At 63.4% G+C, this 24,455-nt stretch carries 23 protein-coding genes; 6 read left to right on the top strand and 17 right to left on the bottom strand.

Annotation, left to right across the window (positions count from 1 at the left end):
* The first annotated feature begins 8 nt into the window (after nucleotides 1-8).
* Together AC07M7_RS14585 and AC07M7_RS14580 are read left to right on the top strand one after the other, a co-directional pair.
* Complete coding sequence (locus AC07M7_RS14585; protein ID WP_495207725.1) at nucleotides 9-1,355, top strand: phosphohexomutase domain-containing protein; 1,347 nt, start codon at nucleotides 9-11, stop codon at nucleotides 1,353-1,355.
* Between the two features lie 12 nt (nucleotides 1,356-1,367).
* A complete protein-coding gene (locus AC07M7_RS14580; RefSeq protein ID WP_428709933.1) occupies nucleotides 1,368-2,771 on the top strand; it encodes a mannose-1-phosphate guanylyltransferase/mannose-6-phosphate isomerase in 1,404 nt (467 codons plus the stop codon).
* Between the two features lie 73 nt (nucleotides 2,772-2,844).
* Here AC07M7_RS14580 and rfbD read toward each other — a convergent pair whose 3' ends face one another.
* The 6 genes from rfbD to AC07M7_RS14550 all read right to left on the bottom strand — a co-directional run bounded on the left by rfbD (nucleotide 2,845) and on the right by AC07M7_RS14550 (nucleotide 7,720).
* Nucleotides 2,845-3,741: a dTDP-4-dehydrorhamnose reductase gene (rfbD, locus tag AC07M7_RS14575; protein WP_480982979.1), complete on the bottom strand. Its 897-nt coding sequence runs from the start codon at nucleotides 3,739-3,741 to the stop codon at nucleotides 2,845-2,847.
* Nucleotides 3,738-4,295 carry a dTDP-4-dehydrorhamnose 3,5-epimerase gene (gene rfbC / locus AC07M7_RS14570; protein WP_004141806.1) on the bottom strand — a complete coding sequence of 186 codons (558 nt, stop codon included), beginning with the start codon at nucleotides 4,293-4,295 and terminating at the stop codon, nucleotides 3,738-3,740. The genes rfbD and rfbC overlap by 4 nt, the downstream gene beginning before the upstream one ends.
* Nucleotides 4,292-5,179 carry a glucose-1-phosphate thymidylyltransferase RfbA gene (gene rfbA, locus AC07M7_RS14565; protein ID WP_495207724.1) on the bottom strand — a complete coding sequence of 296 codons (888 nt, stop codon included), beginning with the start codon at nucleotides 5,177-5,179 and terminating at the stop codon, nucleotides 4,292-4,294. The genes rfbC and rfbA overlap by 4 nt, the downstream gene beginning before the upstream one ends.
* 14 nt (nucleotides 5,180-5,193) lie before the next feature.
* Entirely contained in the window at nucleotides 5,194-6,249 is a 1,056-nt protein-coding gene (gene rfbB, locus AC07M7_RS14560) for a dTDP-glucose 4,6-dehydratase (RefSeq protein ID WP_046983194.1), read from the bottom strand.
* Between the two features lie 129 nt (nucleotides 6,250-6,378).
* A complete protein-coding gene (locus tag AC07M7_RS14555) occupies nucleotides 6,379-7,254 on the bottom strand; it encodes a class I SAM-dependent methyltransferase (protein ID WP_169050336.1) in 876 nt (291 codons plus the stop codon).
* Between the two features lie 91 nt (nucleotides 7,255-7,345).
* Entirely contained in the window at nucleotides 7,346-7,720 is a 375-nt protein-coding gene (locus tag AC07M7_RS14550) for an EamA family transporter (RefSeq protein ID WP_136638619.1), read from the bottom strand.
* A 286-nt stretch (nucleotides 7,721-8,006) separates the two neighbouring features.
* Between AC07M7_RS14550 and AC07M7_RS14545 the strand changes: the two genes are divergently transcribed.
* The 4 genes from AC07M7_RS14545 to AC07M7_RS14530 all read left to right on the top strand — a co-directional run bounded on the left by AC07M7_RS14545 (nucleotide 8,007) and on the right by AC07M7_RS14530 (nucleotide 12,608).
* Entirely contained in the window at nucleotides 8,007-8,753 is a 747-nt protein-coding gene (locus tag AC07M7_RS14545; protein ID WP_012509979.1) for an electron transfer flavoprotein subunit beta/FixA family protein, read from the top strand.
* Complete coding sequence (locus tag AC07M7_RS14540; protein WP_495207723.1) at nucleotides 8,753-9,694, top strand: electron transfer flavoprotein subunit alpha/FixB family protein; 942 nt, start codon at nucleotides 8,753-8,755, stop codon at nucleotides 9,692-9,694. Before AC07M7_RS14545 ends, AC07M7_RS14540 begins: the two co-directional genes overlap by 1 nt.
* A 125-nt stretch (nucleotides 9,695-9,819) precedes the next feature.
* A complete protein-coding gene (locus AC07M7_RS14535; protein WP_495207722.1) occupies nucleotides 9,820-10,803 on the top strand; it encodes a glycosyltransferase family 2 protein in 984 nt (327 codons plus the stop codon).
* A 65-nt stretch (nucleotides 10,804-10,868) separates the two neighbouring features.
* Complete coding sequence (locus AC07M7_RS14530) at nucleotides 10,869-12,608, top strand: DUF2142 domain-containing protein (protein ID WP_495207721.1); 1,740 nt, start codon at nucleotides 10,869-10,871, stop codon at nucleotides 12,606-12,608.
* Between the two features lie 114 nt (nucleotides 12,609-12,722).
* Here AC07M7_RS14530 and AC07M7_RS14525 read toward each other — a convergent pair whose 3' ends face one another.
* From AC07M7_RS14525 to AC07M7_RS14475, 11 genes are all read right to left on the bottom strand, one after another.
* Nucleotides 12,723-13,862: a hypothetical protein gene (locus AC07M7_RS14525; RefSeq protein ID WP_495207720.1), complete on the bottom strand. Its 1,140-nt coding sequence runs from the start codon at nucleotides 13,860-13,862 to the stop codon at nucleotides 12,723-12,725.
* 5 nt (nucleotides 13,863-13,867) lie between these two features.
* Complete coding sequence (locus AC07M7_RS14520) at nucleotides 13,868-14,734, bottom strand: glycosyltransferase family protein (RefSeq protein WP_136638623.1); 867 nt, start codon at nucleotides 14,732-14,734, stop codon at nucleotides 13,868-13,870.
* On the bottom strand, nucleotides 14,731-16,770 hold the full coding sequence (locus tag AC07M7_RS14515; RefSeq protein WP_430766229.1) for a glycosyltransferase: 2,040 nt from the start codon (nucleotides 16,768-16,770) through the stop codon (nucleotides 14,731-14,733). The genes AC07M7_RS14520 and AC07M7_RS14515 overlap by 4 nt, the downstream gene beginning before the upstream one ends.
* A 34-nt stretch (nucleotides 16,771-16,804) precedes the next feature.
* Nucleotides 16,805-17,566 (bottom strand): class I SAM-dependent methyltransferase, encoded by a 762-nt coding sequence (locus AC07M7_RS14510; RefSeq protein ID WP_169050338.1) that lies wholly within the window; start codon nucleotides 17,564-17,566, stop codon nucleotides 16,805-16,807.
* Nucleotides 17,556-18,893: an ABC transporter ATP-binding protein gene (locus AC07M7_RS14505; RefSeq protein ID WP_495207719.1), complete on the bottom strand. Its 1,338-nt coding sequence runs from the start codon at nucleotides 18,891-18,893 to the stop codon at nucleotides 17,556-17,558. Before AC07M7_RS14505 ends, AC07M7_RS14510 begins: the two co-directional genes overlap by 11 nt.
* A complete protein-coding gene (locus AC07M7_RS14500; RefSeq protein WP_046983200.1) occupies nucleotides 18,883-19,671 on the bottom strand; it encodes an ABC transporter permease in 789 nt (262 codons plus the stop codon). The genes AC07M7_RS14505 and AC07M7_RS14500 overlap by 11 nt, the downstream gene beginning before the upstream one ends.
* Nucleotides 19,671-20,843 (bottom strand): cystathionine gamma-synthase, encoded by a 1,173-nt coding sequence (locus tag AC07M7_RS14495; protein WP_046983201.1) that lies wholly within the window; start codon nucleotides 20,841-20,843, stop codon nucleotides 19,671-19,673. Before AC07M7_RS14495 ends, AC07M7_RS14500 begins: the two co-directional genes overlap by 1 nt.
* A 123-nt stretch (nucleotides 20,844-20,966) precedes the next feature.
* A complete protein-coding gene (locus AC07M7_RS14490) occupies nucleotides 20,967-22,337 on the bottom strand; it encodes a pyridoxal-phosphate dependent enzyme (protein WP_046983202.1) in 1,371 nt (456 codons plus the stop codon).
* Between the two features lie 298 nt (nucleotides 22,338-22,635).
* Complete coding sequence (locus tag AC07M7_RS14485) at nucleotides 22,636-22,872, bottom strand: HP1242/YdcH family protein (protein ID WP_012509964.1); 237 nt, start codon at nucleotides 22,870-22,872, stop codon at nucleotides 22,636-22,638.
* Between the two features lie 322 nt (nucleotides 22,873-23,194).
* Nucleotides 23,195-24,079 (bottom strand): OmpA family protein, encoded by an 885-nt coding sequence (locus AC07M7_RS14480; RefSeq protein WP_495207718.1) that lies wholly within the window; start codon nucleotides 24,077-24,079, stop codon nucleotides 23,195-23,197.
* The gene (locus AC07M7_RS14475; protein ID WP_136638631.1) at nucleotides 24,076-24,441 is read right to left on the bottom strand and encodes a DUF4398 domain-containing protein; all 366 of its coding nucleotides are present in this window, start codon (nucleotides 24,439-24,441) and stop codon (nucleotides 24,076-24,078) included. Before AC07M7_RS14475 ends, AC07M7_RS14480 begins: the two co-directional genes overlap by 4 nt.
* Nucleotides 24,442-24,455: the final 14 nt, after the last annotated feature.

The following is a 24,455-nucleotide window of genomic DNA, read 5'->3' as shown; positions in this document are numbered from 1 at the left end:
TCTGATCGATGCCCCTGCCCGCCTTCAAGGCCTACGATATCCGCGGCCGTGTGCCGGAAGAACTGAACGAAGAGTTGGCCCGCCGCATTGGCATCGCCCTGGCTGCGCAGCTCGCTCCCGGTCCGGTGGTGCTTGGCCACGACGTTCGCCTGACCAGCCCGGCGCTGCAGGATGCGCTGGCATCGGGCCTGCGTGGCGTGGGTCGCGAAGTGATCGACATCGGGCTGTGCGGCACCGAAGAGGTCTACTTCCAGACGGATCACCTCGGCGCAGCCGGCGGCGTGATGGTGACCGCCAGCCACAACCCGATGGACTACAACGGGATGAAGCTGGTCAAGGAGAACGCCCGCCCGATCAGCTCCGATACCGGCCTGTTCGCGATCTCCGATGCGGTCGCTGCCGATACGTCCGATGTCCAGCCGCCGCGCGCCGGGCAGACCGCCCAGCATGACAAGAGCGCCTATATCCAGCATCTGCTGAGCTACGTCGACGCCGCCAAGCTCAAGCCGCTGAAGCTGGTGGTCAATGCGGGCAATGGTGGCGCCGGTGCCATCGTCGACCTGCTGGCCCCGCACCTGCCGTTCGAGTTCATCCGCATCTGCCATGAACCCGATGGCAACTTCCCCAACGGTATTCCCAACCCGCTGCTGCCGGAGAACCGTGCCGCCACCGCTGAAGCCGTGCGCGAACACGGCGCTGATTTCGGCATCGCCTGGGACGGCGACTTCGACCGCTGCTTCTTCTTCGACCACAGCGGGCGTTTCATCGAGGGCTACTACCTGGTCGGGCTGCTGGCCAAGGCCATCCTCGCGCGCAATCCGGGCGGCAAGGTCGTGCATGACCCGCGCCTGGTCTGGAACACCGTGGAAATGGTGGAGCAGGCAGGCGGCGTGCCGGTGCTGTGCAAGAGCGGCCACGCTTTCATCAAGGAAAAGATGCGCGCCGAGGATGCGGTGTATGGCGGCGAGATGAGCGCCCACCACTACTTCCGCGAATTCGCCTATGCCGACTCCGGCATGATCCCGTGGCTGCTGATCGCGCAGCTCGTCTCGGAAAGTGGACGTTCGCTGGCCGACTGGGTGGAGGACCGCATGGCGGCCTATCCCTGCAGTGGCGAGATCAACTTCAAGGTTGCAGATGCCAAGGCTGCCGTGTCACGCGTGATGGAGCACTTCGCAACGCAGTCGCCCGCGCTGGACCACACCGACGGCATCAGTGCCGATTTCGGCGACTGGCGCTTCAACCTGCGCAGCTCCAATACCGAGCCGCTGCTGCGCCTGAACGTCGAGGCACGTGGTGACGCAGCGTTGATGCAGGCGCGCACCGACGAAATTTCCCGTCTTGTCCAGCAGTAATCAAGGAAGATCATGAGCAACATCCAGCCCGTCATCCTCTCCGGTGGTTCCGGAACCCGCTTGTGGCCGCTCTCGCGCGAGGCCTATCCGAAGCAGTTTCTGCCACTGGCGGGCGAGCTGACGATGCTGCAGGCCACCTGGCAGCGCGTTGCACCCATCGCCGCGCATGGCCCGCTGGTAATCGCCAACGAAGAACACCGCTTCGTCGCTGCCGAGCAGCTGCAGCAGGTGGGTGCCGAACCGGCCGCGATCATCCTTGAACCGGTGGGCCGCAATACAGCGCCCGCCATCGCGGTGGCGGCATTGGAGGCCACCCGTGACAGCGCCGATGCGCTGCTGCTGGTGCTGCCCTCGGACCACGTGATCACCGATGAGGCCGCGTTCCGCGCAGTCGTGCAGGCTGCAGCCAGCGCTGCCGAGGCCGGCAAGCTGGTGACCTTCGGCATCGTGCCGACCGGCCCGGAAACCGGCTATGGCTACATCAAGGCCGCTGATGGCCAAGGTCTGCGTGCGGTCGAGCGCTTTGTCGAAAAGCCCGACCTTGAGACCGCCACCGGTTACGTCAGCAGCGGCCAGTATTACTGGAACAGCGGCATGTTCCTGTTCAAGGCCTCGCGCTACCTGCAGGAACTGGAGCGCTTCCAGCCCGACATGCTGGCCGGCAGCCGCCAGGCCTGGCAGCAGGCCCGTCGCGATTCGGATTTCACCCGCCTCGACAAGGAGGCGTTCGCCACCGTCCCCTCCGATTCCATCGACTATGCCGTGATGGAAAAGACCGCAGACGCCGTGGTGATTCCGCTGGACGCGGGCTGGAACGATGTCGGCTCGTGGACGGCACTGCGCGATGTCTCGCAGCAGGACGGCGACGGCAACGCCCACCAGGGTGATGTGATCGCCATCGACTGCCGCAATACCTACGCCTACGCGCAACGCCTGGTGGCGTTGGTCGGCCTGGACGATGTGATCGTGGTCGAGACCGACGATGCGGTGCTGGTCGGCAAGGCCGACCGCATGCAGGAGGTCAAGACCGTGGTGGCGCAGCTGAAGGCCGACGGTCGCAGCGAAGCGACGTGGCACCGCAAGGTCTACCGCCCGTGGGGCGCCTACGATTCGATCGACAATGGTGAGCGCTTCCAGGTCAAGCGCATCACGGTCAAGCCCGGCGGTACGCTGAGCCTGCAGATGCACCACCATCGTGCCGAGCACTGGATCGTGGTCAGCGGCACCGCAGAAGTGACCCGGGGCAACGAGGTGATCCTGCTCAGCGAGAACCAGAGCACCTACATTCCGCTGGGCGTGACCCATCGCCTGCGCAACCCGGGCAAGCTGCCGCTGGAGCTGATCGAAGTGCAGTCCGGCAGCTACCTTGGTGAAGACGACATCGTGCGTTTCGAGGATACGTACGGGCGCAGCTAGTGAGGTAGCGCCGGCCCATGGCCGGCGAGCGCAGCGGTTCAATGCATGCGCCGGGCATGGCCCGGCGCTACCGTCAGCGGGTCAGTTCTGCCATGACCCGCTTCAGTCCATCCTGCCACGTTGGCAGTTCGATACCGAAATCCTGCTGCAGCTTGCGGTTGTCCAGCACCGACCAGGCCGGGCGCTTGGCCGGGGTCGGATACTCGGAACTAGGAATCGCCTCGACGGCCGGCACCTTCGCCAACACGCCGGTGGCCAGCGCCTCGGCGAAGATCGCCTCTGCAAACCCATGCCAGCTGGTCTGGCCGCTGGCCGTCAGATGCCAGGTACCGGACAGCTGCCCCGGATGCTGCAGTGCCTGCGCAGTGACATCGGCAATCAGCGCGGCCGGTGTAGGCGTGCCGATCTGATCAGCAACCACCCGCAGCTGGTCGCGCTCGGCGCCCACCCGTAGCATCGTGCGCAGGAAATTGGCGCCATGTGAGGCATATACCCACGCCGTGCGGAAGATCAGGTGGCGGCCACCGGCCGAACGCACCGCATCTTCGCCATCGCGCTTGCTGGTGCCATACACACCCAGCGGCGCGGTCGGCTCATCTTCGGGGTAGGGCGCGCTGCCCTGGCCATCGAACACGTAATCGGTGGAGTAATGCACGAACGGCACGCCGTGCGCCGCACACCAGCGCGCGATCACGCCCGGCGCCTCCGCATTGGCGGCGAAGGCGGCCGTCGTGTCCTGCTCGGCACGATCGACTGCGGTATAGGCCGCAGCGTTCACCACTACCGATGGCTGCAGGCGGTCCAGCAATGCCGGCAGGCTATCGGGCTGGCCGAAATCAGCCATCTCGCAGGCGCCGCCATCAGGCAGCTGACCACTGCGGGTGGTGGCAACCACTTCACCCAGCGGCGCCAGCGCACGCAGCAGCTCCTGGCCGACCTGGCCATTGCCACCGAACACCAGAACGGTCATGGCACGTAGACCGGCAAGCGATCTTCAGCGATGTCCTTCAGGAACGGCGCGTTCTCGTCCTTGGCCGACAAGGTCGGCGCGCTGACCGGCCAGTCCACGGCAATGTCGGCATCGTTCCAGCGCACGCCGGCATCAAAGTCCTTCAGGTAGACCTCGGTGCACAGGTAGCTGAACACCGCACGCTCGGACAGCACGGCGAAACCGTGGGCGAAGCCCTCCGGAATCCAGAACTGCTTCTTGTTTTCCGCACTCAGCACCACCGCTTCCCACTGGCCGAAGGTCGGCGAGCCGCGGCGGATGTCCACGGCCACGTCGTAGACCTCGCCTTCCAGCACGCTGACCAGCTTGCCCTGCGGGCGCGGCCACTGGTAATGCAGGCCACGCAGCACGCCCTGCGCCGAGGTGGACACGTTGCTCTGCACGAAGCGATCCGGCAGGCCCAGCGCGGCGAAACGCTCGGCATTCCACGTTTCAAAGAAGTAACCGCGGGCATCGCCGAACACGGCCGGCTCGATCACCACACAGCCGGGCAACTTGGTTTCAATTACTTTCACGGAACAACTCCACGCAAAGCGAGTTTATGCAGGTACTGGCCGTAGCCGTTCTTGATCAGCGGCGCAGCCAACGCTTCCAGCTGCTCTGCATTGATCCAGCCCTGGCCGAACGCGATTTCTTCCGGGCAGCAGACCTGCAGGCCCTGGCGGGTCTGGATGGTCTCGATGAAGTTGGACGCTTCCAGCAGCGACTGGTGGGTGCCGGTATCGAGCCAGGCATAGCCACGGCCGAGTGCCTCCAGGTGAAGATTGCCTTCTTCCAGGTAGCGCTTGTTGAGATCGGTGATCTCCAGCTCACCACGCGGCGACGGCTTCAGTTCGGCCGCATGATCGCTGGCCTTGCCGTCATAGAAGTACAGGCCGGTCACCGCATAGCTGGAGCGCGGATTCTCCGGCTTCTCCACCAGATCAATGACCCTACCGCTTGTGTCGAACTCGGCCACGCCGTAACGCTCCGGATCGTTCACCCAGTAGCCGAATACGGTCGCACCGTCCACGCGCTCATCGGCACGCTTGAGCACTTCGCGCAGGCCGTGGCCGTGGAAGATGTTGTCGCCCAGCACCAGGCAGCTCGGCTTGCCGGCGACGAAGTCGCGACCGATCAGGTAGGCCTGGGCCAGGCCATCCGGACTCGGCTGCACCGCGTACTGGATGTCCATGCCCCACTGCGAACCATCACCCAGCAGCTGCTGGAACAGCGCCTGCTCGTGCGGGGTATTGATGATGAGCACTTCACGGATGCCCGCCAGCATCAGCACGCTGAGCGGGTAGTAGATCATCGGCTTGTCGTACACCGGCAGCAGCTGTTTGCTGACGCCTTTGGTGATCGGATACAGCCGGGTGCCGGAGCCACCGGCGAGGATGATGCCCTTGCGCTGCGTCATGTTGTCTCCCGGGTTCAGGCCGTGGTGCCGATGCGCTGCAGTCGGTAGCTGCCGTCGAGCACGCCGTTGACCCATTCCTGGTTGTCCAGGTACCAGTCGACGGTGAAGGTGATGCCCTGCTCGAACGTATAGGCCGGCTCCCAGCCCAGGTCGTTCTTCAGCTTGGAAGCATCGATCGCATAACGGCGGTCATGACCGGGGCGATCGGTGACGTAGGTGATCTGGCTGCTGCGCGGCTGGCCATCCTCGCGCGGGCGGCGCTGGTCCAGCAGGGAACAGATCGCCTGCACCACCTCGATGTTCTGCTTTTCCGAGTTGCCACCAACGTTGTAGGTCTCGCCAACCTGGCCCTTGGCCAGCACGGTACGGATCGCTTCGCAGTGATCGGACACGAACAGCCAGTCGCGCACCTGCTTGCCATCGCCGTACACCGGCAGCGGCTCGCCGGCCAGCGCCTTGGCGATCACCAGCGGGATCAGCTTCTCGGGGAAGTGGTACGGGCCGTAATTGTTCGAACAGTTGGTGGTCAGCACCGGCAGCCCATAGGTGTGGTGGAACGCACGCACCAGGTGGTCCGAAGCTGCCTTGGACGCCGAGTACGGCGAATTGGGCGCGTACTGGGTCGTTTCGCTGAATTTGCCGGTCTCACCCAGCGTGCCGTACACCTCGTCGGTGGACACATGCAGGAAACGGAACGCCGCGCCCTGCTCGGCCGGCAGCGTCTTCCAGTAATCCCGCACCGCTTCCAACAGGCCCAGGGTGCCCACCACGTTGGTCTGGATGAACGCGCCCGGGCCGTCGATGGAACGGTCGACATGACTTTCGGCAGCGAAGTTCACCACGGCATCCGGCCGGTGTTCGGCCAACAGGCGGGTGACCAGGGCGCTGTCGCCGATGTCACCCTGCACGAACACATGGTTCGGATTGCCGTCCAGGCTGGACAGGGTCTTCAGGTTGCCGGCGTAGGTCAGCACATCGAGGTTGATGACCCTTACGCCGCGGGCAACTGCCTCGAGAACGAAGTTACCGCCAATGAATCCGGCGCCGCCGGTGACAAGCCATGTGGGCACTACCTGTTCTCCTGATCAGTTTTCATACCAACCGCATCGGGGCGGCCGGATTCCAAAGCTGAAGGATACAACGACTGCGCGCCGAGACCTTGAACGGCCTCGCCCGACGTGGGGAGCGCCGACCGGGGTTCAGCCAACCTGAAGCAGCCAGACCCTGATATCTGCGGGCATCATGGACAGGATCGGGCTGGCAAGGGTCAGCACCGACGTGACCGCCATCGCCTTGGCGAACGAGACGCTGCGGTCGGTGCGGATGCGGGCGTAGAGCCCCCGGGTGCTCATTGACGGCAAGGTGCGGACGTCAGACACCCGCAGCCCATGATGCGCGGCGATGGCGGCCACGCTGGCATCGTCCAGATAATGGACATGTGGCGATGGGAAGTCCTTCTGCCACATGCGGTCGAACGAAGCCGGCATCCCGAGACTGGCCATCGCCCTGGATATGCGGTACAGCACCCCAGTCCGGGCCGGGGCATTGACAACAATCCAGCCTCCGGGAGTCAGGTGGCGGATGCAGGCCTCAAGGGCGGAATCGATGTCCGGAATGTGTTCCAGGACATCGTTGAAGATGATCACGTCGAATCGTTCTTCGTCCGCTAGCACGCCAGGGAAGAAACCCCTGCGCACATCCAGGCCTTTGGCTGCGGCGATCGCCGCGATGCGTGCATCCGGTTCAATTCCAACCACTTCGAAGTGGGGCATGGTTGCTTCAAGAAACCAGCCGTGCGCGCATCCGACGTCCAGCAGGCGTGGGCGTCTGCCATCGGTACGCGTGATCCGCGCCCCCAGATCCGTGGTCAATGTCTGGAAATTGCGTTGCCGCAGATGCTCCAGCCCTTCCTCGCGCATGGCCTCATCGACAACTTCAACGCTTCCATCGATATCGATGTCAACGCTGAGCGTGCTTCCTTCGTAGGTGCAGTCGTCGCATACACGGTGCCAGGGCCGGAGGCCCACCTTCAGCGTGGAATGACAGCCAGGGCAAAGCTCGTCAGGTCCAGTCACCATTTTCTCCTCGGGTTCTTCCCACGGGGTCACGCTAAGGGTGGACAGAGCGTACCGGCGAACCCGATGGTGTCAAATGCCGAGCTGGAAACTAGCTGCCTCGGCCACTCCAGGAAGAGATCACCACACCAATCAGTATCACCACCGAGCCCACCCAAGTCTGCGGCCGGATCGGCTCGTGCAGAAGCCACCAGGAGAAGGCGGGCACCAGCAGGAACGTCAGGCCATAGAATGGAAATGCGGCTGAAAGCGGCACACGTGCCAGAACCGCCAGCCATAACAGCGTGGCTGCGCCATACACGAACAAGGCCAGGATCAGGGTGCCGGAGAAGAAGCTGGCCGGACGGCTGAACGACAACTGCGAAGATGCCAGCTTGAAGAGGACCTGTCCGCTGGCCAGCATGGCCAGGGTGGTCAGGATCATCGCGATCACGGCAGGGGTCAGTACAGCGGCAGAACGGGTCATCGAAGATTCCTGGCGGGGCGCTACAGCGGGGCGGCGTGATTGAGCTGCATTGCAACATTAAACCTGCGCATGCCGGTGTAGTCCTCCGCCTCAGCGAGTGGTTCATGGTCATACAGCATATACAGGCGCCAGATGTTCCGGAAATGCGGAACGGCTCTGTACGACGAGACACACCATACGCATTCGCATGGTCACCCCAAGCCAGCTAGAATCAGGGTCCCACCCCCGAACCGGTTGCTGTTGCAGGACCGGACGTTCTCCCTGTTACTGAAGGACCCCGTACCAGATGAAAATCCTCGTCGCGTACAAGCGCGTGGTGGACTACAACGTCCGCATTCAGGTCAAGCCGGACGGTTCCGGCGTGGTCACCGACGGCGTCAAGCTGTCCCCCAACCCCTTCGATGAAATCGCCCTGGAAGAAGCCCTGCGCCTGCGCGACAAGGGCATCGCCAGCGAAGTCGTGGTTGCCACCATCGCCCCGGCCGACGCCCAGGCGCACCTGCGCAACGGCCTGGCCATGGGCGCAAACCGTGCCATCCACGTCGTCACCGACCAGGCCATCCAGCCGCTGACCGCGTCGCGCACCCTGCTCAAGCTGATCGAAAAGGAACAGCCGGACCTGGTGATCCTTGGCAAGCAGGCCATTGATGACGACGCCAACCAGACCGGCCAGATGCTGGCCACGCTCTGGGGCCGCCCACAGGCGACCTTCGCCAGCAAGCTCGAAATTGCCGATGGCAAGGCCACGGTGACCCGTGAAGTCGACGCCGGCCTGGAAACGCTGGAAGTGGATCTGCCGGCCGTGGTCACCACCGATCTGCGCCTGAACGAACCGCGCTTCATCAAGCTGCCAGACATCATGAAGGCCAAGGCCAAGCCGCTGGAGACCCTGCAGCTGGCCGACCTCGGCGTTGAAGCCGCCGACACCTTCAAGACCACCCAGTACGCCGCGCCGTCCAAGCGCAGCAAGGGTGTGATGGTCAAGGACGCGGCCGAACTGGTTGCCGCACTCAAGCAGAAGGGGTTGCTGTAATGAGCAGGATTCTCGTCATCGCCGAGCACCACGACAGCAAGCTCAACGCCGCCACCGCCAAGACCGTCAGCGCCGCCACCGCCATCGCCGGTGCCAGCATCGACGTGCTGGTGCTGGCCGCCGACCCGGCCGCCGTTGCCGCTGAAGCGGCGAAGATTGCCGGCGTCGCCAAGGTCCTGACCGTGGCCAACGCCGCCAATGCCCAGGCCCTGGCCCAGGTGCTGGCCCCGCAGATCGCGCAGCTGGCCAAGGGCTACAGCCACGTGTTCGGCCCGTCGACCACCTTCGGCAAGGACCTGATGCCGTGCGTGGCCGCCCTGCTCGGCGTCAACCAGGTCTCCGACCTGATGAGCGTCGAAGGCAGCCACACCTTCAAGCGCCCGATCTACGCCGGCAACGCGATCATCACCGTCGAAGCCCCGGCCGACCAGATCGTGGTCGCGACCGTGCGTGCCGCCTCGTGGCCGGAAGCCGCCCAGGGCGGCAGCGCCGCCATCGAAGCGGCCAGCGTCGATGCTGCCCTGCCGACCCACACCCGCTTCGTCGGTCTCGCCGCCGGTGCCAGCGACCGCCCGGACCTGCAGAGCGCCAAGCGCGTGGTCTCCGGCGGCCGTGGTGTCGGTTCGGAAGAGAACTTCAAGGTCATCTTCCAGCTGGCCGACAAGCTCGGTGCCGCCGTGGGTGCCTCGCGTGCCGCGGTCGACGCAGGCTACGTCCCCAGCGACCTGCAGGTCGGCCAGACCGGCAAGATCATCGCGCCGGAACTGTATGTGGCCGTTGGCATCAGTGGTGCGATCCAGCACCTGACCGGCATCAAGGATGCCGGCACCATTGTCGCGATCAACAAGGACGCGGATTCGCCGATCTTCGAGATTGCCGATATCGGTCTGGTAGGGGATCTATTCGCAATCCTGCCGGAGCTGGAAGCGGCGCTGGGTTGAAGCCGATGCCGTACTGCTGAATCATGTCGGGGCCAGCACATCCAGCGCTGGCCCCGATGTGTTTTCCCAAGCATGGTTGGCGCGACGCGTGTCCATCCAGCCCTGCAAACCACCTGGATCATTGAATGACCGTTCTGATTGCGATTGTGATTCCTTGCTACAAGGTCAAGGAGCACATTCTTGATGTCATCGCCGGCATCGGTGAAGACGTTGCCCGCATCTATGCCGTCGATGACTGCTGCCCCGTGGGCAGTGGTGATTTCATCGAAACTCATGCGACGGATCCGCGCGTGAGGGTATTGCGCCATGCGGAGAACCAGGGCGTGGGTGGCGCAGTCATGACCGGGTATCGCGCGGCAATCGAGGACGGCATGGATATCATCGTCAAGGTGGACGGTGATGGGCAGATGGATCCCGCGCTGATTCCAGATTTCGTAGCACCGATTGTGGCCGGCGAAGCAGACTACACCAAGGGAAACCGATTCTTCGATCTGGAACAGATCCAGCAGATGCCTGCGCTGCGCCTGTTCGGCAATGGCGGCCTGTCGTTCCTGACCAAGCTCTCATCCGGCTACTGGGACCTGTTCGATCCCACCAATGGCTATACGGCCATCCATCGCGATGTTGCTCGACACCTGCCGCTGACCAAGATCAGCCGCCGGTACTTCTTCGAGACGGATATGCTGTTCCGGCTCAACACGCTGCGGGCAGTCGTGGTCGATGTGCCGATGCACGCTCGCTACGGTGACGAAGTGAGCAACCTGAAGATCTCCAAGGTAATGACCGAATTTCTTGGCAAGAACCTGGCGAACTTCGGCAAGCGCGTGTTCTACAACTACTATCTGCGCAACTTGACGCTGGCTTCGCTGGAGCTTCCGCTCGGGCTTGCATTCACGCTGTTCGGCCTTGCCTACGGCATCAAGCACTGGTTGTTCAGCATCGACAGCGGCCAGGTCGCCAGCAGCGGCACCGTCATGCTCGCCGCCATGCCAGTCCTGGTCGGCGTGCAGCTGTTGCTTGCATTCTTCGGCCAGGACATCGCCAGCACCCCGCGCCGCGCGATCCATCGCCGCCTGGCCCGTTCGGCGCTGCGGGGCCCGAGCGCGTGACGGATACCCGGACCGCATTGCCGCCGCAGCAACCTGTACTGTGGCCATTCTTCCTTGCGTTCGCGATGCTGCTGTCGATCGTTCTCTCCGCGTTGACCCCATCGTTCCAGACCCCGGATGAGCTGGACCATGTCAAGCGTGCCTATCTGTTGAGCAAGGGCCAGCTCCTGCTGCATGCACGCGATGGCAACCCCTCCGGCGGCGAGGTCGATACCGGCCTGCTGTCCTACATGCAGCAGTTCACGCAACTCGTGGGCAAGCGCGCACAGAAGCTGACCGCCGAGGAGCTTGCCCGGTCCGAGTCGATCGCCTGGTCCGGTGAAACGGTGTACCAGGCGCCTTCTGGCACCGCCTATTACTTTCCCGCCGTCTATCTGCCCCAGGCCACTGGACTGGCCGCCGGCCGGGTGCTGGGATGGACCGTGGCGGATTCCTACCGGCTGGCCCGCTACCTCTCGCTGGCCGCAGCCATCGCCCTGCTGGCCCTGGCATTCCGGATCTTTGCTCCACCTGCGGGGGCACTGGCCCTGCTAGTGCTGCCAATGACGCTGTTCCAGTTTGGCGGCGCCGTGCTGGACCCGGTTGCCACCGGACTGACCTTCGTGGCCGTCGCTGCTTTCATGCGTCTTGCCGTCGACGGACGCCAGGCCAACGCTCGCATTTTCATTGCATTGGTCGCGGCCACATTGCTTGTCTGCGCAAGCCGCGCGCACATGTTACCGATGCTCGCATTGCCCTTTGCTGCCGCATGGTTCGCGCGCTGCGGCCGTCGCTTCTGGATCGCCCTGGCCCTGGCAGTGTTCGTACTGGGCTGGACGGCGGTGACCATCAAGACAACGGTATACGCCCCCGGACCGCGCGACGCGGATCACGCAGCGCGCCTGATGCACTATCTCACCCACCCTTCCGAGCTTTGGCACATGCTCTGGGTGACCTGGTCGCACCCGGTCCGCATGAGCGAGTACTGGGAATCCTTCCTGGGCGTACTGGGCTGGCTCGACATCGGCTTCCCTGCCTCGTTCTATCTCTGGGCGGGCACAGCCTTCCTGGCGACAGTGGCCGCGTCCGTTGCCACCGGTGCCTGGCGCAGCCTGGCCTTGGCTCGTACTCTGCTGGTGGTCGTCTGCTTCTCGGCAATCCTGCTGACCTTCCTTGCGCTGCTGGTGCAATGGACCGAGCCTGGTTCGCGCCTGATCGAAGGCGTGCAGGGACGCTACTTCCTGATTCCTGCCGTCTGCCTGTCCTACGCGCTTCTGGCCCAGCCGCACCCGCGTCCGCGTGCGCTGCACCTGGTGTCACACCTGCTGCTGGCCGGTCTGGTGCTCATCTCCGGCTATGGCACCGCGAAACTGCTGGCCGACCGCTACTACATGCAGCCGGTACGCCCTGTGGCCTTGCCAGCGTACTCGCTGGAGGCGGGGCAGGCGATCGCCACGGACGCGCCCACCCAACTACAGCTTCCACAAGCAGTGACGGGACCTGAAACAGCCATCGATTCGGTCTCCATCCTGCTGGACATCAGGAAAGCCATCACCGATCCGCGGGCCAAGGCGAGCCTGCGCCTGTGGGACTCGGACGGCAGCGAACATCGCTTCGAACTGCCTTTGACCGGAAACGGGGACGACGATTACCACAGCGTGCCGGTTGACGCGCGTGCCTATGTCAGGGGCGATGTCCGGATCGATGGCACAGCTGAGGTTGGATTATGGGAAGCCGTTGACGGCACCGGCCAGCGCACCAGCTGCCTGGCGGTGCATGCCACCGACGGCACCCGACGCGTTACGCCGGGCTGCCCCCTACCCTAGGCCCGAAAAACAAGGCCGAGCCCTTGCCCGGACGCTGGTGTCCATGCAGGCAACAACATGGTCCTCGCACGCTCTGCCTGCGGGACCATCCTGTTGTGCGTGCAGGCCGGTGACTCAACCGCGCAGACGGCGAATGACGGATGCCGGCACCATCTTGCGTACCAGTGATGCCAGTCCCGGCCGACGACGAACAAAACGCTCCAGCGACGACGAGGAAGGATCCAGTGCGACCTCGTCCGGAGCCGAGTCGAAATGCGCGATGATGGTCTCGTACTGTTCGTACGGGCGCGGGATCATGCGCTTGAGCGCGGGCTGGCTGCGATAGTAGCGGCGCCAATCGGCCGGAATCTTGCGACCGTTGGCAAACACGCCGTACTTGTCAGGCAGGCCCGCCGGATTCTTCAGTCGCTCCAGTTCCGAGGTGTACCACTGGGTCATCGCCTGCAGGGTGGTGTTGCCCGCGTCGTGCTTGCCCAGCATCTTCTCATGCGTACCAATGTCGAAGCCCGAGAAGTGATAGAAGCGCAGCGGATAGCTGCCGTTGACCACGATCGTGCCGTCGGCGCGGGTGCTGACTTCGCGGTAGTAAAGATTCCAGGTCGCGACGTTGTAGGACGGCACACGAAGAATTCCCAGCGTCTGGAAGAAGCAGGGAGCCAGGTCCACCCACTTCTGATCAGTGAAAAGCCCACGCTGGTTATCGTCGAAGCAGTAGTCGCGGCAGCGATCCAGCCACCACTGCAGGAACGCCGGGCCCTCTCCCTCACGGGTCAGCGCGAGAAAGCCCAGATTGAACACGCCATGGCGCAGGCAACCGAGCATTTCTCCATCCTGAAGGTCATCGGTATCCGTCGCGGGCACTGATACATGCGGAGTCAGCACGATCGGATGGCTGACCATCTCCCGCTCCAGCTCCTCCAGCCGTGCATACAACACCGTATCAGGATCCTGATAGACGACATTGGCAAAACCATGCTTCTGGAACAGGTGTGCAAATGCAAAGGGCTTCACTGCCGTGCACAATTCCACCACCGTATGATCGAACAACCATGACTGGAGTTCGCCGACACCTTCGACGACATCATCCGGGGTCAGGACGATATCGAAATCGGAATAGTCCAGGGCCGGGTCCTGATGATCGCTCAGCATGAGCGCCATCTTGGCTTCAGGATGATGGCGGCGGACCGAAGCGGCGAGGATGCGCGCCTTCGGCAGGTAACCGTTGTTGATGGAGGTAAAGATGCATTCGATCATGGGATTCACTTCTTCATGTTGTCGCGCAAGCGGCGCACCAGCGGCAACAGCCCGGTGGCACCCAGGGTGGATCGGACAGCGTTGCGCCATGCCGTTGAGCCCGCCGGCGCAACCTCACCGCGAAGCTCGCTGATTGTACGCTTGAGGGCCGCGATCTCGTGCTGCAGCTCGGTGTTCTGTTTCTTCAGCAATACCGGATCGGTGATGCTCCATTGACTGGAGATGCCAGCAACCGCCTGCTGGTAGAACATGTCCTCGTCCGAGATCAGCGAGGTGTCCTGATACCAGGGCAAGTGCAGCGCTGAATATGGCGGAGCGGTGCGGATCGAACGCCACCAACGCTCCTCGTCGCAGTGGACGCCAGGGCGGTAGAGAGCGAACGTGGTATCAAGAGCCGCCTCATAGTTGCCGTCCTCCAGCAGGTTCTGCCAGAACGGCGATTCCCAGGCGATCACCTGCTGCTTGAACGCATAGTGGTCAGGCAGGTCATCGATCCTCAGTGACAGCCCGGCCTTGTTGTGCCGCGGATAGCGCTCCAGCAGCTCAGCCAGGTGCTCGGTGATGTCGGACGGGCAATCATGGGCCGGCATGACATCGCTGTCGTTCAGGATGAAACGCTCGCGCTGGATGACGTCGTCGAAACGACCACTGCGCCAAAGCGCAAGATGGCCATAGTTCTTGTCGAGCCGGACCACGCGATGCGGACTGTGGTTGAGATAGTCCAGCAGTGGTTCGTAGGTCGACGCATTGTCGACCACGATGAGATTCTGGAAATCCAGCGCTTCCAGCCGCTCGATCACGCTCCTGATGTAGCCGACCCGGTTGTAGGAAATGATGAAGACCGGAACGGTACGATTGGACAGTACGCTCATCCTTCCACTCCAAAGATGTCGAAGCCGCGCCCAATCACAAGGGCGCCAAGCATCCTTTCCATTACATGCTCAAGCCCGCCCTCAACCTCCCTGCTGTCCAGACTGAACTCATCGAGCGACAAGCCAAGCTCGAGCAGCGGCCTGAGCAATGAGGATCGAATCCAGAACATCGTGCCGGCCACGAACGGAGCTCCCTGCGGCACTCCAAAGCGCTCGTACGCCGCTTGGCTGAGCGCTGCATTGGCATCGGGAACACTGGTGATGAACGGTCGTGCTCCCACCATGCCGATCGCCGGATCATCCTGGAACAGTTTCAGCACGTTGTTGATCTGCCAGGTGCTGCCGGTCAATGGCTGCACAAGCGCGCGGCGCCAATGATCGCCATCGCGTATTTCCTGCCCGAACAAGGCAGAAATTGCCTGGAAGTAGCTTTCCGGATTGTGGCTCTTCTTGGAGTGCAGCTTCAGCACCAGATCTGAATCGAGGAGACCTCCATCACGGATCGCCGCCAGCAATCCGCCCACGTCCTTGCCGCGATTGGGGACGACCAGAATCTGCACATCCACACCGCGCGCAACCAGTTCATCCAGTGGACCGTCGAAGTCCTCGCGACTCCAGGGCCCGGTAATGACCACTTTGCGCAGGTTCGGTATGCGCAGCGCATCGGCGATCAGTTCGGGGGCAAGATCACGGTAGAAAATGTGCAGATGGACCGCCACCTCTGCTACCAAGGGCACGATCGGCAGAGGATCACGCGCGACATGCCGGACCGTACCAGCCGTGACTCCATTGCGCAGGAAGCCGATGGATTCGTTGATGCGGCGCGCGCTCCTGATGGCGCGCGACACGCGCTGACGCAAACTCAACGGCATTCCGTAGGCTGGGGAGCCTGGCAGATTTCGCCCTTCAAGGTGTTCCAGCATCCGCACCTCGCGGCAACGCTGCAGGTCCCGCTCGTACCTCACCCGCAGAGAATCGCCGTATACATCCATGCGCTGGGCGTGTGCACGCTTGCGATACTCCGCGTGCACCTGCTCCAGCGACGCCTGCTGCTCCTGCTGCACTATCAGCGCCTCACGCAGCTCTGCTTCGACCACCTGCGCTTGCCGGCGCTCGGCTTCGCTGGCCTGCTCCCGCTGGCGCCGCTCCGCCTCGATCAACTGCTGGCGTTGTTTCAGAAGCTCTACATGAGCATCGCGATCTGCTTCAACTGCATGGAATGACTCGCGGTACTTGTTGACCTGGCCCTGCAGGTAGCGACGCAACAGGCGGTCATGCCGGTGGTGACTGAGCAGCAGGCTCTGGGGTGCATGCATCCGACGACGGTAGATCTGCCGCGTGATCAGCTGAGCCTCGGCCGCAGCGCCGGGCATGCCACTGAGAATCGCGTTGTCACCGTGCAACCGATAGCGCATCAGACGCTGGTCGACGAACTCCACCTTCACGCCCTCGGTATCCAGACAGCGCAGCACGTAGTCCCAGTCCAGGTTGTAGCGGAAGCGCCGAAACCAGCCAACACTGGCCAACAACTCCTTGCGGAACAGGAAGTTCGACGTGGAAACAGTGAAGTTTCCATACAGCAGCCCGTTCACCACACCTTCGCTGCGCACGCGCTCGCGCAAACGCTGCACGCTGAAGTTCCACCAATGAGACGGGTCATCGATGAACTCGCCATCGGCATCAATCAGGCGGATATCGCTGAACAGGAACTGCGCATCTTCGCGCTCGGCGTGCTTGAGCATCTGCTCCAGCCGCTCAGGCTCCCAGATATCGTCCGAGTTGAGGACCGCCAGCCATGCGCCCCGCGCTTTTGACAAGCCACGGTTGATCGCCGCGTGCGACCCCGCGTTGTCCTGGCGCACCACTCTTATCCGGTCATCCTCTGCCGCCATGGCAGTTGCAACCAACACAGAATCATCCCTGGAACCATCATCGATGATGATCAGTTCCAGAGAAGACATCGTCTGTGCCAGCACAGACTCGATGGCCTCGCCGATGAAGCGCGCGTGGTTGTAGGACGGGATCACCACGCTCACGCGTGGCAGTGCAGCGTGGTCTGCGAGGGTCACTTCAGCCACTCGCCACCTCGTCGGCCCAGCGCTGCAGCGCTTCTGCATCCTCGACCCGCCACGGGCGCTGCGGCACTTCACTGCGACGCGCCTCCAGCACGAACTGGAACACGTTGGCGGTGGGATGTCGGTTGAGCATGTGCTTGATCGGTTCCGGCAGAGGCTGCCAGTACTCAAGGAACTGCTCGTGGTTTCCGCCGGCATTGACTGCTTCGCGCCTGGCAACCTCCAGGCCCTGTGCGTTGAGCATGCGCTCCAGCGAATCCCAGGTGAAGAAGCGCAGGTGGGTTTCGTCGAGCAGCCCTGTCGGCGTGTAGTCGAAGCGCCCGCAGAACAATGCAGCGATGATGCCGGCATGACCCACGTTGGGCACGGACGCCACCAGACGGCCGTCCGGGGCCAGCAGGGTCAGTAGCTGGCCGAGTGTGTATGCAGGATCACGCAGGTGTTCCAGCACGTCCGCGCAGACGATCACATCGTAGGTGCCGCGAACCGCTGCCAACCAGTCGTCACCTTCCAGAGTTCCAACATGCAGCGCATTCAGGTAGGGACGAGCCTGATCGGCACTGATCGGATCGATCTCCACGCCGGTCACTGTGCACCCTTGTGCCTGGCTGAGTTGACGCGATATGACACCGTAGCCGCAGCCGAGTTCCAGCACCCGCTGCCCCTGTCCCACCATCCGCGAGATGCGGGCAGCAGTACTCGGCCCTTCCGGATCGAAACTGTAGTCGTATGGCGAAACGCGATCTTCAATCTTCATTGGCATCCACCTCGATTGCGACCTCCAGCATGGGAATGCCCACCAACCCCGTGGAGACGCTGGTCGACACTGAGCGGACGATCAGTACGTCATGCCCCCACTTGAGCTGCCGATGGTCCAGCTGGGTGCCCTCGGCGATAGCGACGTCAAAACTGTAGTCACCCACCGGCAGGATCGGCATCGGGAAGCTGAACACCGCACGGAAGCGCTCGCCGCTACTGACCATGGGGGGGGCATCCAGGTAAGTCAGGTACGTGTTGTCGCCAAACAGTGTTTGCCCGTGCTTGTCCTTCAGGAAGAAGCCGACAATGGGTTGCTGCAGATCAACCAGTGCGCGCGCCTGCACGACCAGCGATACCGCCTCGCCGCCGACCACCCACGACAGCGGGTTATGTTCGCGGTCCTCCAGCACCACCTGGGTGATTTCCACGCCGCCCTGACCAAAGGATGCACTCTCCGGCGTGAACTGCATCACCTGGATGTCATTGCGCAGCGTGCTGCCATTGATCATCGATTGGCGCTGATCCTTCCAGTCCTCGGCCGAGAGGATGTCCTGCACGGCATGGTCTCGTTCCGGTGCGCTGCTCTGCGACTGGTTGAACAAAGAGGCCAGGTACTTCTCTGTCACGCTCTTGGCATCGCCAATCGCTTGCACCCGGCCATGCTCGATCCACATGGCCTGGTCGCACAGGCTTCGCACCGCGCCACTGTCATGGCTGACGAACACCAGCGTGCCGTTCTCCTTGAACTTGCGCAGCCAGCGCATGCACTTCTGCGTGAACTGCGCATCCCCCACGGCAAGCGCCTCGTCGATGACCAGGATGTCAGCGTCGACGTGGGTGATCACCGAGAAGGCCAAGCGCACGAACATGCCACTCGAGTACGTTTTGACCGGGCGATCGATGAATTCACCGATCTCTGCGAATTCGATGATCGACGGCAGGCGTTCGTTGATTTCCGCAGTGGTCAGGCCATAGATGCCGCCACTGAGAATCGCGTTCTGACGCCCGGTGAATTCGGGATTGAAGCCTGCCCCCAGTTCCAGCAGCGCTGCCACTTTGCCGACACGTTCGACGCTGCCGCTGGTAGGCGACAACGTGCCGCACACGATCTGCAGCAAGGTCGACTTTCCAGAGCCATTCTTTCCGATGACGCCGAACGTCGTGCCCTTCCGCACGCTGAAGTCGATTTCACGCAGCGCCCAGAAATCGCGGTAGAACTTTCGCCGTCCACCCAATAGACCCTGCCAGAGGCGGTGCGCGGGCTTCTCATAGATGTGGTAGCACTTGGACAGATTGTGGACCCGGATCGAGACGTCAGATGACATCGGCGAAGCCTCCACGCATCTTCTGGAAGAACATGTAGCCCAAGGCTGCCACCGGCAGGGCGATCAGCAGATAGACCCCCAGCGCAGCCCAATCCGGGGATTGGCCAAGCATCAATGCCGCACGTGATTCCTGCATCGGCAATGTCAACGGATTGAACATCACCCAGGTCTGCGCGGCCTTTGGCAACGCGGTGATCTGGTAGAACAACGGCGACAGGAACATGAAGGCACTGATCAGCAACGTCACCATCTGGTTGATGTCGCGGATGTAGGTTCCGAGTGCCGCCAGCAACCAGGTCACTCCCAAGATCAACACCATCAGCGGCAGAAGAATTACCGGGATCCACAGCCCCTGCCAATGCATGGGCGAATCCAAGTACCAGGACACGGCAATGAGCACCAGCATCGCCACGAACGCGTTGAACACAGCCGTGATCAGGGTGACGACAGGCAGCACATCAAGGGGGAAAACAACTTTCTTCACGTAGTTCGCATTGGCCAGGATCAGCGTTGGCGCACGCGTGACGCATTCGGCGAATAGATTGAACACGATCAAGCCGATGAAGAGCGCGACGGTGAAGTTGCCCGACGGATGATCACCCTGCCCCCATCGGTTCTTGAACAGCGTACCGAACACGAACGAGTAAAGCGTCAGCAACAGCAGGTTCTGGATCACATACCAGGAGAGGCCACCGTAGGATCCTTTGAACCGTGCAGCGATCTCACGCTGGGACAATGCCCAGAGCAGCTCAGCCTTGCGTTGTACGCCACTGATCATCACGCCAGCGCCTTTTCCAGATCCACCTGCAGATCCCCCAGATCCTCAACACCCACGCTCAGCCTTACCAGCGCATCACTGATGCCCAGCTGCTCGCGCCGCGCCACCGGGATCGATGCATGCGTCATCACCGCTGGATGGTTGACCAGGCTTTCCACGCCGCCCAGCGACTCGGCCAGGGTGAACAGTTCGGTCTTCTCGCAGAAGCGCTTGGCCGCGTCGAAGCCGCCCTTGAGCACGATCGAGACGATGCCGCCGTAGCCAGCCATCTGCTTGCCCGCCAGCTCGTGTTGCGGGTGCGAGGCCAGGCCCGGGTAGATCACCTTCTCCACCGCCGGATGCTTTTCCAGCCACTGGGCCAGGGCGAGCGCGTTGGCGCAATGTGCCTTCATGCGCAGCGGCAGGGTCTTCAGACCACGCAAGGCCAGGAAGCTGTCGAACGGGCCCTGCACGCCACCCACCGAGTTCTGCAGGAAGGCCATCTGCTCGGCCAGTTCGGCGTTGTCGCCAACCACAACCATGCCACCGACCATGTCCGAGTGCCCGTTGAGGTACTTGGTGGCCGAATGAAGGACCAGGTCCGCGCCCAGTTCCAGCGGACGCTGCAGCATCGGCGAGGCGAAGGTGTTGTCGACGACTACGATCAGGCCATGACGCTTGGCGATGGCGGCGACCGCAGCGATGTCGACGATCTTCAGCATCGGGTTGGTCGGGGTCTCGATCCAGACCATCTTCGTCTTCGACGTGATGGCGGCCTCGAACGCGGCCAGATCGGTCAGGTCGACGAAGCTGAAGTCCAGCGCAGCGGTACGGCGACGCACACGCTCGAACAGGCGGAAGCTGCCACCGTAGATGTCATCCATCGCCACCACGTGGCTGCCGGCGTCCAGCAGCTCGATCACGGTCGAGCTGGCGGCCATGCCCGAAGCGAAGGCGAAGCCACGGGTACCGCCTTCCAGCGAGGCCACGCAACGCTCGTAGGCGAAGCGCGTCGGGTTGTGGGTACGCGAATACTCGAAGCCCTGGTGCTCGCCCGGGCTGGACTGGGCATAGGTCGAGGTCGCGTAGATCGGCGGCATCACCGCACCGGTGCTGGGGTCCGGCGACTGGCCACCGTGGATGGCCAGGGTAGCCAGGGCCAGGGCGCGATCCTGGGAAGTAGCGTTGGACATGTTCTTTCCTGAGGGGCGCCGACGCACGGCGCCATCGAAGGTGCGGAAGTCTATCAGCGCGGCCTTAACGACCTTTGACGCGGATAAACCAGGATTCAGCGGCGAACATCTGCGATCAGCGGCTTATTGAACACGCCGACGCAGGTAGTTCAGCAGGTCGATACGGGTGATCAGGCCCAGGAAGGCGTCACCGTCCATCACGATCGCCACCTGGCCGCGGTCGAACACCGGCAGCAGCGCTTCGATCGGCGACTTCACGTCCAGCCGGTCCAGCTTGCTGACCATCGCGGTCGCCACCGGGTCGCGGAAACGGGCTTCATCGCCATAGACATGCAGCAGCACGTCGCTTTCATCGACGATACCGACCAGCTGGTCGCCGTCCAGCACCGGCAGCTGCGACACGTCATACAATTTCATGCGCTGATAGGCGGTGGTCAGCAGGTCGTTCGGGCCGATCACCACGGTGTCGCGCTGGCCATACGGGCGCAGGATCAGGTCGCGCAGGTCGCCGTGCTGGGGGCGCTGCAGGAAGCCGTTGTCCAGCATCCAGTAGTCGTTGTACATCTTCGACAGGTACTTGTTGCCGGTATCCGGCACCAGCACCAGCACCTTCTTCGGCGTGGTCTGCTCCTTGCAGTACTTCAGCGCCGCCGCCAGCAGGGTGCCGGTGGAGGAACCACCGAGGATGCCTTCCTTGCCCAGCAGCTCTCGCGCGGTGTGGAAGCTCTCCGCATCGGAGATGGCGTAGGCCTTCTTCACCCGGCTGAAATCGGAGATCGACGGCAGGAAGTCCTCACCGATGCCTTCCACCAGCCAGCTGCCCGACTTGTCGTTCAGATTGCCGTCGTTGATGTACTCGGCCAGGATCGAGCCGACCGGATCGGCCAGCACCAGCTCGGTCTTCGGCGACAGCTTCGCGAAGGCACGCGACAGGCCGGTCATGGTGCCGGAGCTGCCGCAGCCGAACACGATGGCGTCAAGGTCGCCGTCCATCTGCTCCAGGATTTCCGGGCCGGTACCGAATTCGTGCGCGGCCGGGTTGTCCGGGTTGCCGAACTGGTTGATGAAGTAGGCGCCCGGGGTCTGCTCGGCGATGGTCTTGGCCAGGTCCTGGTAGTACTCGGGATGACCCTTGGCCACGTCCGAGCGGGTCAAGCGCACTTCGGCACCCATCGCCTTCAGATTGAAGATCTTTTCGCGGCTCATCTTGTCGGGAACGACCAGGATCAGCTTGTAGCCCTTCTGCTGCGCTACCAGGGCCAGGCCCAGGCCGGTGTTGCCGGCGGTGCCCTCGACCAGGGTCGCGCCTGGCTTCAGGTCGCCGCGCTTTTCCGCGGCCTCGATCATCGACAGGCCGATGCGATCCTTGATCGATCCGCCCGGGTTGGCGCTCTCCAGCTTCAGGTAGAGCTCGCAGACACCGGTGTCCAGGCGCTGGGCCTTCACGATCGGGGTCTGACCGATGAGTTCGAGGACGGAAGAGTGGATGGGCATTCGGGGACTTTCGGTTCGCGCCACGCAGGGCCGGACCGATGATTATCCGACGGATGGCGATGAAAGTCAGGTCGGCATGGCCGCAGCCTGTCCACCGTAAAAAAGGGATGCGGACGGCCCCGGATCGACGAGGAGACCGGTACCGCCCGCATCGGTGAGTGTGCCTGCAGGCCAAGGCACCACCGCCTGTGGTGCCTTGGCGCGGCCGCCTCATCGGCGGTGCCGCGATGCCGGGGCATGAGCGCCCGGCGGGGCCATCTCTGGCCGGGTCACGCCGTTCCGGGCGTGACGGGGTGCGTCAATGCGCGGGGGACGTCGTTGGAAGCGGTGTCTCGTACATTCGCAGAAGACGTTGCTTGGCCAGCAGCTTCTCACGCTTCATGCGACCCAGGGTGACATCATCGATCGGGAGTACACCCAACTCCGCGTCCATGCACTTCTTGTTCAACTTGCGGTGCTGGTCATGGAGTGCCCGGAACTCCGGATCGCGCGCGCGGCGGGCGTCGATCTCGCTCTGGGGCTGATCTTCAAACATGATGGACCTCCTTCGACAGATACACGAACGCCCCGGCTGCAAGGCAAGGGCGTTGTTCATGGAGGAGCGCCGGTCGATGGCCACCTGGACGCCTGCAACGACCTGCGGCACTGGCCTGCGCACGTCGATTCGCTGCGGTTCGCGCCCTGCTTGCATCGGCCCGGCCCTCCCATCGTCCGGTCCGCGGCATTGCGTCCCGGACGATTGACCCTACGCCTGCTCCGGGCGGGGTTCAAGCCCCTGCGTCAAAAAGACCGAACCCCGCCGGGGCGGGGTTCAGGCTGAATGCTCATCACAACGAAAAACAAACAATATCAATCAATTACGGGGCGATGATGACCTCGGCCGAACGCGCCCGGGTGGACGCTGCCTTCTTGCCGCTGAGCTGTATCCGGTTGCTTGCGACACCGCCGGCAACGAGTGCATCGCGCAGCGCTTCGGCCCGCTTCTGGCCGACGCCATTGGCACTGTCATACGCCTCGATGCGCAGGCGGCCCTTCTTGCCGATGTTCAGATACTCGGCCAGTGCCTTGGCCTGGTTGCGGGCACCACCGGACAGGCTGGAGGCACCGGCGGCGAAGGCGTCACCATTGAAGGTGAACACCTCACCGCGGCCGTCGAACTTCGAGCCCGGCAGCTTCTGCCCGGACACCAGCTCGGCTTCCTCGCGGGCCAGTTTGGCAGCGTTCTGCTGCGCGGCGCTGAGACGCTGCTGCTGCTTGCCGGCCACGCTGGTCAGGGCATTCTCGGCATCCTGGCGGGCCAGCGTCTCGGCCTCGGCGGCCTGACGCAGGCGCTCTGCCTCCTCGGCCTGCATCTGCGCCTGCATGCGCAGCTGCTCGGCTTCCTGGCGGGCACGGGCAGCATCGCGGCGGCTGGCTTCGATCAGCAGGTCGCTGCGGGTACGCTCGAGACGATCGACCTCACGCGCCGCCAGTGCGGTACGCACGGCGGTCTCGGCGATCTCGACGCGGCGTTCTGCCAGGTAGGTGGCCAATTCCTGGTCGCGGCGCTTGGCCTTGTCCAGGGTGACGATGGCCTGCTGCGCCTGCATGCGCTCGAAAGCGCCCAGCTCAGCCGTGTCGGGATTGGCCTGGATGGCCATCAGGCGCTGGCTCAGCTGCGCCACCATCGGGTTGTCAGCGGCCACGGCCAGGGTCGGCAGCGCCAGCAGCGCGGCCAGGGTTGCGGCGGTCATCGGCTTCACCGGCGGTCCTCCCCGGTCGACAGCTGGCGTTGCAGCTGGTTGACCTCGTTGCGGCGCAGCTGCAGCTGCGCGGTGGCGGTGGCTTCCTCGCTGCGGACGCGGGCCAGGTCGGCATCGGCGGCGGCGCGCAGGGCCATCGCCGGGGCGTTCTTGCGCTCGCGGCGGTCGCCGGCGGCGCGCTGGGCCTGCTCCAGCCCCTGCCGGGCCAGCCCGATAAGGTCCGGAGCGTACTGGTCGGCATCGGCCTGGGTGGCCTTGTCGACCGCCTGCCGGGCCTGCGCCAGTTCCAGTGCGGCGTCCTGCGCCCAAGCGGGGGCAGACAGTGCGAATGCAAACGCCATCACATACAGGCCATGGCGCATTCGTGCGAAGCTAA

The sequence above is a fragment of the Stenotrophomonas sp. GW821-FHT09E08 genome, from assembly GCF_059416125.1.
This window is presented reverse-complemented; position numbering and strand designations above follow the sequence as displayed.

What these genes read in the sequence shown, in the direction of transcription:
- AC07M7_RS14550 (WP_136638619.1), bottom strand. Translation starts at nt 7,720, where the DNA reads ATGACCCGTTCTGCCGCTGTACTGACCCCTGCCGTGATCGCGATGATC.
- AC07M7_RS14520 (WP_136638623.1), bottom strand. Translation starts at nt 14,734, where the DNA reads ATGAGCGTACTGTCCAATCGTACCGTTCCGGTCTTCATCATTTCCTAC.
- AC07M7_RS14485 (WP_012509964.1), bottom strand. Translation starts at nt 22,872, where the DNA reads ATGTTTGAAGATCAGCCCCAGAGCGAGATCGACGCCCGCCGCGCGCGC.
- rfbA (WP_495207724.1), bottom strand. Translation starts at nt 5,179, where the DNA reads ATGACGCAGCGCAAGGGCATCATCCTCGCCGGTGGCTCCGGCACCCGG.
- AC07M7_RS14505 (WP_495207719.1), bottom strand. Translation starts at nt 18,893, where the DNA reads ATGTCATCTGACGTCTCGATCCGGGTCCACAATCTGTCCAAGTGCTAC.
- AC07M7_RS14530 (WP_495207721.1), top strand. Translation starts at nt 10,869, where the DNA reads ATGCTGCTGTCGATCGTTCTCTCCGCGTTGACCCCATCGTTCCAGACC.
- AC07M7_RS14540 (WP_495207723.1), top strand. Translation starts at nt 8,753, where the DNA reads ATGAGCAGGATTCTCGTCATCGCCGAGCACCACGACAGCAAGCTCAAC.
- AC07M7_RS14545 (WP_012509979.1), top strand. Translation starts at nt 8,007, where the DNA reads ATGAAAATCCTCGTCGCGTACAAGCGCGTGGTGGACTACAACGTCCGC.
- AC07M7_RS14525 (WP_495207720.1), bottom strand. Translation starts at nt 13,862, where the DNA reads ATGATCGAATGCATCTTTACCTCCATCAACAACGGTTACCTGCCGAAG.
- AC07M7_RS14535 (WP_495207722.1), top strand. Translation starts at nt 9,820, where the DNA reads ATGACCGTTCTGATTGCGATTGTGATTCCTTGCTACAAGGTCAAGGAG.
- AC07M7_RS14500 (WP_046983200.1), bottom strand. Translation starts at nt 19,671, where the DNA reads ATGATCAGTGGCGTACAACGCAAGGCTGAGCTGCTCTGGGCATTGTCC.
- AC07M7_RS14475 (WP_136638631.1), bottom strand. Translation starts at nt 24,441, where the DNA reads ATGCGCCATGGCCTGTATGTGATGGCGTTTGCATTCGCACTGTCTGCC.
- AC07M7_RS14580 (WP_428709933.1), top strand. Translation starts at nt 1,368, where the DNA reads ATGAGCAACATCCAGCCCGTCATCCTCTCCGGTGGTTCCGGAACCCGC.
- AC07M7_RS14585 (WP_495207725.1), top strand. Translation starts at nt 9, where the DNA reads ATGCCCCTGCCCGCCTTCAAGGCCTACGATATCCGCGGCCGTGTGCCG.
- AC07M7_RS14510 (WP_169050338.1), bottom strand. Translation starts at nt 17,566, where the DNA reads ATGAAGATTGAAGATCGCGTTTCGCCATACGACTACAGTTTCGATCCG.
- AC07M7_RS14490 (WP_046983202.1), bottom strand. Translation starts at nt 22,337, where the DNA reads ATGCCCATCCACTCTTCCGTCCTCGAACTCATCGGTCAGACCCCGATC.
- rfbD (WP_480982979.1), bottom strand. Translation starts at nt 3,741, where the DNA reads ATGACCGTTCTGGTGTTCGGTGGCAATGGCCAGGTCGGCCAGGAGCTG.
- AC07M7_RS14495 (WP_046983201.1), bottom strand. Translation starts at nt 20,843, where the DNA reads ATGTCCAACGCTACTTCCCAGGATCGCGCCCTGGCCCTGGCTACCCTG.